At 69.1% G+C, this 14,418-nt stretch carries 11 protein-coding genes; 10 read left to right on the forward strand and 1 reads right to left on the reverse strand.

Features of this window, described 5'->3' with window-relative positions:
• Window positions 1–123 precede the first annotated feature (123 nt).
• From VIL67_RS06430 to VIL67_RS06440, 3 genes are all read left to right on the forward strand, one after another.
• Entirely contained in the window at window positions 124–4,038 is a 3,915-nt protein-coding gene (locus VIL67_RS06430; RefSeq protein WP_332048046.1) for an ExeM/NucH family extracellular endonuclease, read from the forward strand.
• 124 nt (window positions 4,039–4,162) lie between these two features.
• On the forward strand, window positions 4,163–4,780 hold the full coding sequence (locus VIL67_RS06435; protein ID WP_332048047.1) for an ATP-dependent Clp protease proteolytic subunit: 618 nt from the start codon (window positions 4,163–4,165) through the stop codon (window positions 4,778–4,780).
• A gap of 78 nt (window positions 4,781–4,858) precedes the next feature.
• Complete coding sequence (locus VIL67_RS06440) at window positions 4,859–5,812, forward strand: glycosyltransferase (protein WP_332048048.1); 954 nt, start codon at window positions 4,859–4,861, stop codon at window positions 5,810–5,812.
• A 29-nt stretch (window positions 5,813–5,841) separates the two neighbouring features.
• Here the strand turns inward: VIL67_RS06440 and VIL67_RS06445 are convergent, their stop codons facing one another.
• The gene (locus VIL67_RS06445; RefSeq protein ID WP_414696188.1) at window positions 5,842–6,519 is read right to left on the reverse strand and encodes an HAD-IB family hydrolase; all 678 of its coding nucleotides are present in this window, start codon (window positions 6,517–6,519) and stop codon (window positions 5,842–5,844) included.
• A 222-nt stretch (window positions 6,520–6,741) separates the two neighbouring features.
• On the opposite strand from VIL67_RS06445, the gene clpX reads away from it, so the two are divergent.
• From clpX to VIL67_RS06480, 7 genes are all read left to right on the forward strand, one after another.
• Window positions 6,742–8,004 (forward strand): ATP-dependent Clp protease ATP-binding subunit ClpX, encoded by a 1,263-nt coding sequence (gene clpX / locus VIL67_RS06450; RefSeq protein WP_332048050.1) that lies wholly within the window; start codon window positions 6,742–6,744, stop codon window positions 8,002–8,004.
• 403 nt (window positions 8,005–8,407) lie between these two features.
• Entirely contained in the window at window positions 8,408–9,133 is a 726-nt protein-coding gene (locus tag VIL67_RS06455) for an SDR family oxidoreductase (protein WP_332048051.1), read from the forward strand.
• A complete protein-coding gene (locus VIL67_RS06460) occupies window positions 9,133–9,720 on the forward strand; it encodes a 2-hydroxychromene-2-carboxylate isomerase (RefSeq protein ID WP_332048052.1) in 588 nt (195 codons plus the stop codon). The genes VIL67_RS06455 and VIL67_RS06460 overlap by 1 nt, the downstream gene beginning before the upstream one ends.
• Window positions 9,720–10,442 (forward strand): DNA alkylation repair protein, encoded by a 723-nt coding sequence (locus VIL67_RS06465; RefSeq protein WP_332048053.1) that lies wholly within the window; start codon window positions 9,720–9,722, stop codon window positions 10,440–10,442. Before VIL67_RS06460 ends, VIL67_RS06465 begins: the two co-directional genes overlap by 1 nt.
• Before the next feature lie 282 nt (window positions 10,443–10,724).
• Window positions 10,725–13,121, forward strand: coding sequence for an endopeptidase La (gene lon / locus VIL67_RS06470; RefSeq protein WP_332048054.1), 2,397 nt, complete (start codon window positions 10,725–10,727; stop codon window positions 13,119–13,121).
• 176 nt (window positions 13,122–13,297) lie between these two features.
• Entirely contained in the window at window positions 13,298–13,573 is a 276-nt protein-coding gene (locus VIL67_RS06475) for an HU family DNA-binding protein (RefSeq protein WP_332048055.1), read from the forward strand.
• Window positions 13,574–13,828: 255 nt separating this feature from the next.
• Complete coding sequence (locus VIL67_RS06480; RefSeq protein WP_332048056.1) at window positions 13,829–14,413, forward strand: TMEM165/GDT1 family protein; 585 nt, start codon at window positions 13,829–13,831, stop codon at window positions 14,411–14,413.
• Window positions 14,414–14,418: the final 5 nt, after the last annotated feature.

Raw genomic sequence — 14,418 nt, forward strand, 5'->3', positions numbered from 1 at the left:
GCCGGACCGTCGGCGCGACGCCGGCCTCATCAAAAACCCGAGCCCGGTCCGCGACGCGCTTGGCGCGCGGGCCGTCTTGCGTCTCGTCGCCGGGGCGCGGCTTCAGCCTGAGTGACGCACGACATGCCCACGACCCTCGCCGCCGGTGACCTCGCCCTGGTCGGCTTCAGCGCCGATCAGTCGACAACCGCCGACCACCCCACGGCCCTGCCCAAGTCCCTGGCGTTCGTCCTGCTGCGCGACGTCGAGGCGGGGACCCAGGTCTCCTACACCGACAACGGGTGGAACAGCGCGACGAACGCCTTCCGCACCGGCGAGGGCTTCGGGAGCTGGACCGCCCCGGCCGGTGGGGCGGCGGCCGGTACGGTGATCGTGATCTCGAACCTCACAGGGTCTCTGAACCCCTCCGGCTCGGGCGACCAGTTCCTGCTGTTCCAGGGGGCGCAGGCCAGCCCGACCTTCCTGTTCGCGGTCGACTTCGCAGACGGCAACACCGCGTGGGCGGCCAACGCCACCAGCTCCAACACCTCCGCGGTCCCCCCCGGCCTCACCGTTGGGTCCACGGCGCTGGCCTTTGGGCCCGACAACGCCGCCTACACGGGCCCGACGGTCGGCTCGGTCGCCGACATCCGCGCCGCCATCGCCAACCCCGCCAACTGGACCACCGACGACGCAGGTCCGCGACCCTATCCCGCCCAGTTCACCGTTGGCGGGGCGGCGGTCAGCGTCAGCGACGCCAGCGTGGTCGAGGGCGACGACGGCGCGACCGTGCTCACCTTCAGCGTGACCCGCCAGGGCGAGACCGGCCCCTTCACCGTCGAATACGCCACCGCCGACGGGACCGCGGCGGCCGGGTCCGACTACACGCCGGCTGCGGGCACGCTCTCGTTCGCCGCTGGCGAGATGAGCAAGACGGTCACGGTGGCGGTGCAGGGCGACGCCCTGGCCGAGCCGGACGAGACCGTCCTGATCAAGCTCAGCGGCGCCACCGGCGGGGTGGTGATCGCCGACGGCCAGGGCGTCGGCCGGATCGAGAACGACGACCTCACCGTCTCGAAGATCAGCGCCATCCAGGGCTCGGGCGCCGGCAGCGGCATGGTCGGCCAGAAGGTGATGATCGAGGCCGTGGTGGTGGGCGATTTCCAGAGCGGCGACGCGGATGCGAAGCGCGACATCGCCGGCTTCTTCGTCCAGGAGGAGACCGCCGACTTCGACGCGTCGGCGGCCACCTCCGAGGGCCTGTTCATCAACCAGGCGGGCCTCGCGCTGCCCGCCGACCTGCCGCTGGGCGCCCGGGTCCGGGTGATCGGCGTCGTGTCCGAGCAGTTTGGCCTGACCCAGCTCGTCGACACGGAGGTGGTGGTGCTGGACGCCGACGCCGGCGAAGAGACCTCCGCGGTGACGCTCGACCTGCCGAACGCCAGCCTGGAAGCCTTCGAAGGCATGCTGGTCACCGTGCCTGGCCGGCTGGTGGTCACCGAGCTGAGCGAACTCGACCGGCTGGGCGAGGTGCGCCTCTACGCCTCCGAGGGCGACGGACTGGCCGGCCTGGTGGACGAGGCGGCGGACGGCCGGCCCTACACCTACACCCAGTTCAACGAGCCCAGCATCGGCGGCTTCGCCGCCTACGACGCCGAGATCGACCGCCGCTCGATCATCCTCGACGACGGCCTGAACGGGACCTGGCGGCCGATCACCAATCCGGACGGGGGCGGCGCCTGGTCCACCGCGACCGCCATCCAGGCGGGCGACAGCGTGCAGAACCTCACCGGCGTGCTGGACTATGGCTTCAACGCCTTCCGCATCCGCGCCGTGCAGGACGGCCAAAACCGCTTCGACGACACCAACCCGCGGGAGGACGCTCCGGCCGAGGTGGGCGGGACGCTGACGGTTGGCAGCTTCAACGTCCTGAACTTCTTCATCACCCTCGACGACGGCTCGCGGACCGACAACGGCCAGGAGCCCCGCGGCGCCAACAGCGAGGCCGAGTTCCTGCGCCAGCTGGACAAGCTGGTGGACACCCTGATCACCCTCGACGCCGACGTCCTGGCCCTGGTCGAGATGGAGAACGACTTTTCCACCGGCGCCAGCAGCGTGGTGGAGGGGAACGCCCTGGCATTCCTCGTCGAGCGGATCAACGCCCGGCTCGGCGCGGACGTCTACAGCTGGGTGAACCCCGGCCAGGACTATCTGGGCACGGACGCCATCTCCACGGCCTTCATCTACAGGCACGACGTGGTCGGGATCGCGCCGGGCACCGTGATCGCCATCGACTCCAGCGCAGTGAATGATCGGCCGACGCTCGCCGTCACCTTCGAGGAGCTGGCCACCGGCGGCCAGTTCACCGCCGTCGCCAACCACCTGAAATCCAAGGCCTCGGGCTCGGGCCAGAACGCCGACAAGCTTGATGGCCAGGGGCGCTCCAACGCCGACCGGGTCGCCCAGGCGAACCAGCTCGCCACCTTCGTGGCCAGCCTGCCCACCGGCACGACCGACACCGACGTGATCCTGCTGGGCGACTTCAACGCCAACCCGCAGGAGGATCCAATCGACGTCCTGCGCGCCCGCGGCTTCACCCCGGTGCTCGGTCCCGAGAGCTGGTCCTACGTCTTCGACGGGACCCTGGGGTCGCTCGACCACGGCTTCGTCAACGGCTCGCTGCTGGGCCAGGTGACCGGCGCCACCAAGTGGCACATCAACTCCGACGAGGCCGACGCGCTCGACTACAACCTCGACGCCGACGACTCGAACGACCTCACCAACCGCGACCCGTCCTATTTCGACAGGACCGTGCCGTTCCGCGTCTCGGACCACGACCCGGTCCTGGTCGGTCTCAACCTCACCCCCACCGACAAGGTGCTTACGGGCGGCGACGGCGCCGACACCCTGGCGGGCAAGGACGGCCGCGACAGCCTCTCGGGCGGCGGCGGCGCGGACGCGCTCTCCGGCGGCAAGGGAACCGACACGCTCTCGGGCGGAGAGGGGGGCGACACCCTGAATGGCGGCCTGGGTGACGACGTCCTGCAGGGCGGCGAGGGCGTGGACTACGCGATCTTCGGCGGCCCGCGTGCGGCCTACGCCATCGTCCAGGGCGAGAACGGCCAGGTGATCGTCACCGGCCCTGACGGGCGCGACGTTCTCACCGGGGTGGAGTGGCTGCGCTTCGCCGACGGCGAGGTCCTGCTGCGCCAGCTGTTCAACCAGGCCCCCACAGCGGTCGCGGACGCGGGCGCGGTGGCCGAGGACGCCAGCGTCGTGCTCGACGTGTTGGCCAACGACACCGACCCGGACGCCGACGACGCCAAGACCCTGGTCTCCGTGGGGCCCACGGCGCTCGGCGGCCATGTGGCCATCGAAGCGGGCAAGCTGGTCTACGTGGCCGACGCCGACGCCTTCGACCTGCTAGGCCCGGGCCAGACCGTCACTGACAGCTTCAGCTACGTCATGCGCGACGCCTACGGCGCCACCAGCACAGCCACGGTCCAGGTACAGGTCGCAGGCGTGGCCGACGGGGCGACGATCAACGCGGGCAACGGAGCCAGCACGGTGGCCGGCACCGCGGCGGACGAGGCCTTGAACGGCGGCAATGGCAGCGACCACGTCTCCGGCCTGGGCGGCGCCGACACGCTCACCGGCGGCAACGGGAACGACACCGTGCTGGGCGGGCAGGGGATCGACCGGCTCGACGGAGGCAACGGAAACGACAGCCTGTCGGGCGGGGAGGGCCGCGACAGCCTTTCCGGCGGCAATGGGAACGACACTGTTCTCGGCGACGCGGGCGACGACCGCCTGACCGGCGGCAACGGGAACGACCGTTTCGTGTTCGGGACCGGCTTCGGCCGCGATGTGGTGCAGGACTTCGACCACGGCGACCAGCTGCAGTTCGCGGGCGGCGTGTTCAGCAGCTACGCCGACCTCCTGACCCACGCGCAACAGGCGGGCGCCGACGTGGTCATCGCGCTCGACCCGGCGAACTCGGTGACGCTTGCGGGCGTTGAGCTGGCGAGCCTCCGGGCGAGCGACTTCCTGTTCGGCTGAGCAAGGGGGCGGCGGCGTTTCGGCGCCGCCGCCACCTTGCGGCGCAGGGCTGGGCGCGCGATATCGGAGGGGATGCGGGTTACGGCAGCCCGCGAGCGAGCTTCCTGGAAGGACTTCATTGCCTATGCGTGACCCCGTCACCACCGCGCTCGGCCTCGTGCCGATGGTCGTCGAGCAGACGAGCCGCGGCGAGCGCGCCTACGACATCTTCTCCCGCCTGCTGAAGGACCGCATCGTGTTCCTGGCCGGCCCCGTGGAAGACGGCATGGCCAGCCTGATCTGCGCCCAGCTGCTCCACCTCGAGGCGGAGAACCCGAAAAAAGAGATCCAGATGTACATCAACTCGCCCGGCGGGGTGGTGACGTCCGGTCTCGCGATCTACGACACCATGCAGTACATCAAGAGCCCGGTGATCACGCTCTGCCTCGGCATGGCGGCGTCCATGGGCTCCTTCCTGCTGATGGCCGGCGAAAAGGGCCAGCGCATCGCGCTCCCCAACTCGCGCATCATGGTCCACCAGCCCTCCGGCGGCTTCTCGGGCAAGGCGTCCGACATTGAGCGCCACGCCGAGGACATCCTCAAGACCAAGCGCCGGCTGAACGAACTTTACGCCAAGCACACCGGCCGTACGGTGCAGGAGGTCGAGGAGACCCTGGACCGCGACCACTTCATGACCGCGGAAGAGGCCCGCGACTGGGGCCTCGTGGACCACGTCTGGGAAAAGCGCGACTCCGAGGACTGACGATCCCCGCGCGTTCGGGCTAGATGAGGGCGCGCGCCGGCGACGGCGTGCGCCCTTTTCGCGACCAGGCGCCTCATCTTGCGGATCTTCTACGTCACCGACGGCGTGCACGTGGCCGGCGGCCAGCTGATCAACCTCGAGCACGTGGCGGCTCTGCGCCGGATGGGCTTCGACGCCCGCTTCCTGATCGTGCGGCCGAAGGGCGAGACCGGGTTCCGGCCGCAGTTCCCGCCCGGCCTGGAGAGCCCCTGGCAGCTGGAGGCCGACCTGACCGCCGAAGACTGGGTGGTCTGCGGCGAGATGCACTCGGCGGGCTTGCTGTCGGTGATGAACAGCCCGGCGCGCAAGGCCATCCACAATCAGAACTGGCACTACAGCTTCCAGGCCTTCCTCGACATGGCCTCGATCCGCCGCTGGGGCTGCGAGGCGATCATCGCCGGCAGCCGGATCGGCGCCGAGCGCCTGCGGGCCATGGGCTGGGACCGGCCCATCCCCGCGGTGCGGGTCTTCGTCGACCCGGTGTTCGCGGCCGAACCGCTCCGGCCGCGGACGCTGCGCGTCTGCTGCATGACTCGCAAGCGGGCGCTGGAAGCCCGGCTGATCCGGGGCGTCCTGCTGTCTCGCCGGCCCGACCTCGCCGCCGTCCCTTGGAGCGAGATCGCCGGCGTCACGCGTCCCGAGGCCGCGGCGGTCATCCAGGACAGCGAGGTCTTCCTAAGCCTCAGCGAGAAGGAGGGCCTGGGCCTGCCGCCGCTGGAGGCGATGTCGGCCGGGGCTCTGGTGGTCGGCTATCACGGGGTGGGCGGGCTGGAGTACGCCGCCCCGGCCAACGGCGATTGGTTCGATGACGCGGCCGATCACGCCGCCATCGCCGACCGCCTCGCCGAGCGCCTCGACGCCCTCCGCGACGGTGAGCGCTTCGAGGCCCGCCGCATCGCCGGTGCCGCCACCGCCGCCGCCTTCTCCAGCGATCGCTTCGAATCCGAGCTCCGCGCCGCCTGGAGTGAGCTTCTCGCCCTGCCCAGGCCCTAGGGGTCCCTCCCCATCAAGGGCGGGACGCCTCACGGCTTGCCCGTGAACACCCGGTAGCCCTTGATCTCGGCCATGGCGATCATTTCGGTGTCGCCGGAGGTGTCGCCGTAGGCCGCCTTCAGCACCATGTCCTGCCCGAAGACCTCCTTCAGCCGCACCACCTTCTCGGCGCCGCGGCAGTTGGGCCCGGAGAAGGCGCCCATCACCCGGTTGTCCGCGTCGTAGGACAGCTGGGTCCCCAGCACCGTGTAGGCCCCCAGATCCTCCGCGAACGCGCCCACCAGCAGCTCGGGCGAGGCGGTGACGATCACCAGCGTCACCGGCTCGGCGCGCCACTTGCGCCAGGTGGCCAGGGCGTCAGGGCGCAGCAGCCTGGCGGCCTGCGTCTTGGCGAACCGCCGGGCATCGGCCTCGAGCTCGTCGTGGCTCACCCCGTGCAGGAACTCCTTCACCGCCGCCGCCTTGATGCGGCCACGGTCCCGATGGACCAGGTAGGCCGCGGCTGCGGGCACGAGTCGTGCAAGGCCCAGCGCATAGCGTGCCGGTCCGGCACGCCACTTGAGGAAGGCCGTGAAGCTGTCCTTCACCGTGAGCGTGCCATCGAAGTCAAAGGCGACCACCGGTCGCCCTGCAGGCGCGCTTCCGGACGGCCTGCTCGGGTCAGGCGTTTCGACATGGGACGCAGGCCCACTGAACTCTTGTGCCATTTCGGGCGGTATCCCATTTAGGTGCCACGAACGCCGCTCGGTGCGGCGCCGCGTCGCCATTCGCCCTTCAGGCGAACGAAGGGTTGTGATCCTTAGCCGGATCGGGGATTGTCAAGACTTAGACAACCCGCGGCGCGTATTCTGCATTGTAGGGGCGCAGACGTCCTGCGGGACGGCGCGGGCCACGGTACGGCCGTGCCGTCTAGAGAGTGAGAAACGACCATGACCAAGGCCGCGAGCGGAGATTCGAAGAGCACGCTCTATTGCTCTTTCTGCGGCAAGAGCCAGCACGAAGTCCGCAAGCTGATCGCCGGGCCGACCGTGTTCATCTGCGATGAATGCGTCGAGCTGTGCATGGATATCATCCGCGAGGAGCACAAGATCTCCTTCGTGAAGTCGAAGGATGGCGTCCCCACGCCGAAGGAGATCCGCGAGGTTCTCGACGACTACGTGATCGGCCAGGACCACGCCAAGAAGGTCCTCTCGGTCGCGGTGCACAACCACTACAAGCGCCTGAACCACGCGACGAAGAACAACGACGTCGAGCTGGGCAAGGCCAACATCATGCTCATCGGGCCGACCGGCACGGGTAAGACCCTGCTGGCCCAGACGCTCGCCCGCATCATCGACGTGCCGTTCACCGTGGCCGACGCCACGACGCTGACCGAAGCCGGCTATGTCGGCGAGGACGTCGAGAACATCATCCTCAAGCTGCTGCAGGCCGCCGACTACAACGTCGAGCGCGCGCAGCGCGGCATCGTCTACATCGACGAAGTCGACAAGATCAGCCGCAAGTCGGACAACCCGTCCATCACCCGCGACGTGTCGGGCGAGGGCGTCCAGCAGGCGCTGCTCAAGATCATGGAAGGCACCGTCGCCTCCGTGCCGCCGCAGGGCGGGCGCAAGCATCCCCAGCAGGAATTCCTGCAGGTCGACACCACCAACATCCTGTTCATCTGCGGCGGCGCCTTCGCCGGCCTGGAGAAGATCATCTCGGCCCGGGGCCAGGGCACCTCCATCGGCTTCGGCGCCAAGGTGGCCGATCCTGACGAGCGCCGCACGGGCGAGATCTTCCGCCAGGTGGAGCCGGACGACCTGCTCCGCTTCGGCCTGATCCCGGAGTTCATCGGCCGTCTGCCGGTGATCGCCACCCTGGACGACCTGGACGAGAAGGCCCTGGTGAAGATCCTCACCGAGCCGAAGAACGCCTTCGTGAAGCAGTACGTCCGCCTCTTCGACATGGAGAACGTGGGCCTCACCTTCACCGAGGACGCCCTGATGGCGGTGGCCCGCAAGGCCATCCAGCGCAAGACCGGCGCCCGGGGCCTGCGCTCCATCCTGGAAGGCATCCTGCTCGACACCATGTACGAGCTGCCCACCTACGACGGCGTCGAGGAAGTGGTGGTCAACGCCGAGGTCGTGGAAGGCCGCGCCCAGCCGCTGCTGATCTACGCCGAACGTCGCGACAAGGGCGGCGCCGCCTAACCCGCACCTCTCCGCACGGAACCCGAGGCCCCGCAGGCGACTGCGGGGCCTTTTTCGTTCCGCCGTCAGTTCCTGTCCTCTCCCTCTCACTCCCCATCCGCTCATCCCGGCGAAAGCCGGGATCCAAGCTGACCCAGCAACCGCGCTGTGACGCGAAGAACCACAGACCCACACAGACCCACACAGATGGCGGGCCTTCCGAGAAGCCGCGCCTCAGCTCGCCTGCGCGCCCAGAGCGCCCGAACTTGGTCCACCGCCCGGCCCAGCTCGACCAGCGCAGGCCCTCCGTGTGGGTCCGTGTGGGCCTGTGGTTCCCTCCCACCTCTTCCCGCGCGCAGAATTTCTGCCGCGACCGCCACGAGCCGTTTCCGCTTACACTGTATCCACCAACAGGAGCGGACCCATGGCGGAAAAGGCGGCGGTCGTGATCGGGGCGGGGGACGCGCTGGGCGGGGCCATCGCCCGCCGCTTCGCGCGCGAAGGCTATGCGGCGGTGATCGTTCGCCGCCACGCCGACCAGCTGGAGCCGCTGGCCCAGGCGATCCGGCACACCGGCGGCGAGGCCCACCCGTTCGGCGTGGACGCCCGCCAGGAGGACCAGATGGTCGGCCTGTTCGATCGGGTGGAGGCCGAGATCGCGCCCGTCGACGTCTGCGTCTTCAACATCGGCGCGAACGTCCGCTTCCCGATCGCGGAGACCACCTCGCGGGTCTACTTCAAGGTCTGGGAGATGGCCGCCTTCTCGGGCTTCCTGGCCGGCCGCGAGGCGGCCAGGCGGATGACGCCCCGCGGTCGCGGCACCATCCTCTTCACCGGCGCCACGGCCAGCGTGCGCGGCCGCGACGGCTTCGCCGCCTTCGCCGGGGCCAAGCACGCGTTGCGCGCGCTCGCCCAGAGCATGGCCCGCGAGCTCGGGCCCAAGGGGATCCACGTGGCCCACACCATCATCGATGGCGCCATCGACACCGCCTGGATCGCCGAGAACTTCCCCGACCGCTATGCGGCGAAGGAACATGACGGCATCCTCAATCCCGAGCACATCGCCGAGGCCTACTGGATGCTGCACGCCCAGCCCCGGGACGCCTGGACCCACGAGCTCGACCTGCGCCCCTGGACGGAGGCCTTCTGATGGCAAAGACGCTGGAGTTCCTGTTCGATTTTGGCAGCCCCGCCAGCTACCTCGCCTACAAGGCGCTGCCGGGTATAGCGGCGCGCACCGGGGCCAAGATCGTCTACGTTCCCGTCCTGCTGGGCGGCGTGTTCAAGGCCACCGGAAACGCCTCGCCGGCCACGGTGCCCGCCAAGGGTCGCTGGATGAACGCCGACCTCGCCCGCTGGGCCGAGCGACGCGGCACGGCGTTCAACCGCAACCCGCACTTCCCGATCAACACCCTGCACCTGATGCGGGGCGCCGCGGGCCTCAAGGACGACCCGCGCTTTGCGGCCTATGTGGAGGCGGTGTTCGACGCCATGTGGGCCGAGCCGCGCAACCTGGGCGACCCGGCCGAGATGGGCCCGGTCCTCGCCCGCGCCGGGGTGTCCCCCGATGAATTCCTCGGCTTCCAGCAGGACGACACGGTGAAGGACCGCCTCAAGGCCGACACCGAGGCCGCCGTCGAGCGGGGCATGTTCGGCGCCCCCACCTTCTTCGTCGAGGGCGAGCTGTTCTTCGGCCAGGATCGCCTCGACTTCGTGGAGGAGGCGCTGGCGGCCTGATGCACCCCGAGCACGCCCGCCTGCGCGCCGAGCTCGAAGCGCTTTCGCCGCCGCCCGACCGCGGTCCGCCCGCCAACTACCTGGGGCAGGGGAGCCACCCTCTGCTCGGCGTCTCCGTGCCGGAGAAGCGCGCGCTGGCGCGGGCCTGGGCATCCGCCCGCAAGGGCGCGCCCGCCGCGGAAGTTCTTCCCGTGGTGGAAAGCCTGTTCGCCGGCGAGACCTACGACGAGAAGACCCTCGCTCCGCTGATCCTCTCTCAGCACCGCGCCGCGCGCCTCGCCGTGCGGCCGCAGGACGTTCACCGCTGGCTCGCCGACCTCGTCGGCTGGGCCGAGGTCGACCACCTCTGCCAGGGCTTGTTCCCTGCCGAACAGCTGCTTGCCGATTGGCCGGCCTGGCGGCCGATGATCGCACGGCTCGCCGGCGATGCGACTATCAGCCGCCGCCGCGCCGCCCTGGTGCTGCTCACCGCGCCCGTCCGGCGCTCGCCGGACCCGCGACTGAAGGACCTGGCCTTCGCCAATCTGGAGATCCTGCAGCGCGAACGCGACATTCTGATCACCAAGGCGGTTTCCTGGCTGCTCCGCTCGCTGGTCACACACCACCCCGAGGCGGTGGCGGCCTGGCTCCAGGCCTATGACGCGGAGCTTCCGGCGATCGCCCGGCGCGAGGTGCGCGCCAAGCTGGACACAGGCCGCAAGACCAGCCGGGCGCCGGCTTGATGACGCCGGCGCCGATCCCTATCTGAACACTGTTCAGCAGGGCACGGCCTTGCGCGGACGGCGTCGCTTTCCCCGGTCAACCTAACCTGTGGACGGTGATGAGGCCGAGTGTCGCGCAACGACCTTGCTCCGCTTGCACGGGGCCCCAAACGCTCCACATAAATCCGTAACAAGCCGCCGGGGTACGGCGGACGGGTCGTCCGACTCAGACGCATCGTCTGAGTGACCGCGACCTGACGCGCTCTGCCGGCGCCAAACCGGCAGGCCAGGAGTTGAAGCATCATGTCCGAGATTAAGATCCTTCCGATCCTGCCGCTGCGGGACATCGTGGTCTTCCCACACCAGCCGGTGCCGCTTTTCGTGGGTCGGGAGAAGTCCGTGCGCGCGCTCGAAGAGGCGATGCGCAACGAGGGCAAGCAGATCCTGCTCGCCACCCAGAAGGACAAGGACGACGACGATCCGGCGCCGGGCGCCATCTACGACGTCGGCGTGGTCGCCACCGTCCTGCAACTGCTGAAGCTGCCCGACGGCACCGTGAAGGTGCTGGTGGAAGGCCGCGCGCGCGCTGGCATCACCAAGTTCACCAGCCAGACCGACTACTTCGAGGCCGAGATCGCCTTCGTCCAGGAGGACGGCGCCGGCACCTCGGAGGCTGAGGCGCTGAGCCGCGCGGTCGTCGAGCAGTTCGAGAACTACGTCAAACTGAACAAGAAGGTCCCGCCGGAGGCCCTGGCGGCGATCCCGCAGATCGACAATCCGGGCGAGCTGGCCGACCGCATCGCCAGCCACCTGTCGGTCAAGATCGCCGAGAAGCAGCAGCTGCTCGAGGTCTTCAACGTCGTGAAGCGTCTGGAGAAGGTCTACGCCCTGATGGAGGGCGAGATCTCCGTGATGCAGACGGAGAAGAAGATCCGCAATCGCGTGAAGCGTCAGATGGAGAAGACGCAGCGCGAGTACTACCTCAACGAGCAGATGAAGGCGATCCAGCGCGAGCTGGGCGAGCAGGACGACCAGCGCGACGAGCTGATCGAGCTCGAGAAGCGCATCAAGAAGACCAAGCTCTCCAAGGAAGCCCGGACCAAGGCCGAGGCCGAGCTGAAGAAGCTGAAGAACATGAGCCCGATGTCGGCGGAGTCGACGGTCGTCCGGAACTATCTGGACTGGCTGCTGTCGATCCCGTGGGGCAAGTCCAAGCAGAAGCCGATCGACCTCCAGCGCGCCGAGGACATCCTCAACGAGGATCACTACGGCCTCGACAAGGTCAAGGAACGGATCCTTGAGTACCTGGCGGTGCAATCCCGCGTGGGCGCCCTCAAGGGCCCGATCCTGTGCCTCGTCGGCCCGCCTGGGGTCGGCAAGACCTCGCTCGGCAAGTCGATCGCCAAGGCCACCGGCCGTGAGTTCGTGCGCGTCGCCCTGGGCGGCGTCCGTGACGAGGCCGAGATCCGCGGCCACCGGCGGACCTACATCGGCTCCATGCCCGGCAAGGTGATCCAGTCGATGAAGAAGGCGAAGACCACCAACGCCTTCTTCCTGCTCGACGAGATCGACAAGATGGGCTCGGACTGGCGCGGCGACCCGTCGTCGGCCCTGCTCGAGGTCCTGGACCCGTCGCAGAACTCCACCTTCGCCGATCACTACCTGGAGGTGGACTACGACCTGTCGCCGGTGATGTTCGTCACCACCGCCAACAGCCTCAACATGCCCCAGCCTCTGCTGGACCGCATGGAGATCATCCGCATCCCCGGCTACACTGAGGACGAGAAGGTGGAGATCGCCAAGCGCCACGTCCTGCCGAAGCTGGCCAAGGACCACGGCCTGAAGCCCGAGGAGTTCATCGTCCCCGAGACGGTGATCCGCGACCTCATCCGCTACTACACGCGGGAGGCGGGGGTCCGCAGCCTGGAACGCGAACTTGGCAACCTGGCCCGCAAGACGGTCCGCGACCTGAGCCGTGAGAACGTCGCCTCGATCACCATCGACGACGAGCGGCTGGCCAAGTACGCGGGCGTCCGCAAGTACCGCTACGGCGAGACCGACGCGGAGGACCAGGTCGGCATCATCACGGGCCTGGCCTACACCGAGTTCGGCGGCGACATCCTGACCATCGAAGCTGTCAAGATGCCGGGCAAGGGCCGCATGTCCATCACGGGCAACCTGAAGGACGTGATGAAGGAGTCGATCCAGGCGGCGAACAGCTATGTCCGCAGCCGGGCGACCCGCTTCGGCATCGAGCCGCCGCGCTTCGAGCGCACCGACGTGCACATCCACGTGCCGGACGGCGCGACCCCGAAGGACGGCCCCTCGGCCGGCGCCGCCATGGCCACGGCCATCGTTTCGGTGCTGACCGGCATCCCGATCCGTAAGGAGATCGCCATGACCGGCGAGGTCACCCTACGCGGCCGGGTGACGGCCATCGGCGGCCTCAAGGAGAAGCTGCTCGCGGCCCTGCGCTCCGGCGTGAAGACCGTGCTGATCCCGACCGAGAACGAGAAGGATCTCGCGGACATCCCCGAGAACGTGAAGAAGGAGCTGGAGATCATCCCCGTCTCCACCATGGACGAGGTGCTCAGCCATGCCCTGACCCGTCAGCCGACCCCCATTGAGTGGTCGGAGGCTGACGCGCCGCCGGTCGCCCCCGTGGACGACGCCGACGTGGAGAGCATGGTCACCCACTGATCTCCGATCACAAGTTGTGACAGCGGCGCGGCGCGGGAGGGATCCCGCGCCGCGTTCGTTTGACGGCCAAGCTTGAAGGAGCTTTGATCCTGGCTCGGGCGCCGGGGGGCGAGCCTGCAGCTGTGAGCCCCCGTGCGCCGCCAACAAGCACAACAACGATGATGGGAGTGACGGAGATGACCAAGGCGGAGCTCGTCTCGGCGATCGCGGACAAGGCCGGCCTCAACAAGGCTCAGGCCCGGGAGGCGCTGGACGCCTTCATCGCGTCGGTCTCCCACTCCCTGCGCGCCGGTCAGGAAGTGCGGCTTGTCGGCTTCGGCAGCTTCGTGCCGGTCAAGCGCGCCGCAGGCCTGGCCCGCAATCCCAAGACCGGCGAGGCGGTGCGCCGCCCGGCGCAGACCACCTGCCGGTTCCGGGTCGGGGACGGCCTGAAGGGCGTGCTGAACGGCTGACACCTGCGGCGATGCGGCCGCTGGGGACGGCCGTCTCGCCCATTGCCAGCCGCGCCCCTGCGGCCTATCACGACCGCCTCTTCGGGGAGTAGCCGTTCGCTTGAGCGGAGCCCGCGTCAACACACTTGCCTGAGGGCATGGCGCAGGCGGCGGACCACTGAGGTCCGGATTGGCGAGACCGACGACGCGCGCCAGGCGAGGGAGGCCGGCCGGGCGCTGCGTCGTCGTGCGTCCGCCAGGCCCCCGGAGTTCGTTGTGTTCGAGCCGCTCTTCATCTCCACGGGCGTGGTCGCCGTCGCCGAGATCGGCGACAAGACCCAGCTCCTGGCCATGGTTCTCGCCGCCCGCTTCCGCCGGCCCCTGCCGATCATCCTGGGCATCCTGGTCGCCACCCTGCTGAACCACGCCGCCGCAGCCGCGCTCGGCGTCCTCGTCGCGCGGTGGCTGGAGGGCTGGATGTTCCAGGCTCTGGTGGGCGTCGCGTTCATCGCCATGGCCGGGTGGGCGCTGATCCCCGACAAAGAGGACGAGGACGCCGCGACCAAGTCGGTGGGCGGCGTCTTCCTCACCACGCTGGTGGCGTTCTTTCTCGTGGAGATCGGCGACAAGACGCAGATCGCCACCTCGCTGCTCGCCGCCCGCTTCGAGAACCTCACCTTCGTCACCGTCGGCACCACGCTGGGCATGATGCTGGCCAACATCCCTGCGGTCCTTCTGGGGGAGGCCGCGACCAAGGTCGTTCCGCTCAGGCTGGTGCGTATCGTGGCGGCGGTGATCTTCGGCGTCATCGGTCTGTGGGTGCTGGCCGCCGCCTTCCTTCCGGGCGGGTTCCGCGTCTAAGGTCC

This window comes from Phenylobacterium sp., from assembly GCF_036563385.1.
In the GTDB taxonomy this organism is placed as follows: Bacteria; Pseudomonadota; Alphaproteobacteria; order Caulobacterales; family Caulobacteraceae; genus Phenylobacterium.

Bases quoted from the DNA above. Each gene is read 5' to 3' on its own strand.
- VIL67_RS06430 (WP_332048046.1), top strand. From the start codon at position 124: ATGCCCACGACCCTCGCCGCCGGTGACCTCGCCCTGGTCGGCTTCAGC.
- VIL67_RS06435 (WP_332048047.1), top strand. From the start codon at position 4,163: ATGCGTGACCCCGTCACCACCGCGCTCGGCCTCGTGCCGATGGTCGTC.
- VIL67_RS06445 (WP_414696188.1), bottom strand. From the start codon at position 6,519: ATGGCACAAGAGTTCAGTGGGCCTGCGTCCCATGTCGAAACGCCTGAC.
- clpX (WP_332048050.1), top strand. From the start codon at position 6,742: ATGACCAAGGCCGCGAGCGGAGATTCGAAGAGCACGCTCTATTGCTCT.
- VIL67_RS06455 (WP_332048051.1), top strand. From the start codon at position 8,408: ATGGCGGAAAAGGCGGCGGTCGTGATCGGGGCGGGGGACGCGCTGGGC.
- VIL67_RS06460 (WP_332048052.1), top strand. From the start codon at position 9,133: ATGGCAAAGACGCTGGAGTTCCTGTTCGATTTTGGCAGCCCCGCCAGC.
- VIL67_RS06465 (WP_332048053.1), top strand. From the start codon at position 9,720: ATGCACCCCGAGCACGCCCGCCTGCGCGCCGAGCTCGAAGCGCTTTCG.
- lon (WP_332048054.1), top strand. From the start codon at position 10,725: ATGTCCGAGATTAAGATCCTTCCGATCCTGCCGCTGCGGGACATCGTG.
- VIL67_RS06475 (WP_332048055.1), top strand. From the start codon at position 13,298: ATGACCAAGGCGGAGCTCGTCTCGGCGATCGCGGACAAGGCCGGCCTC.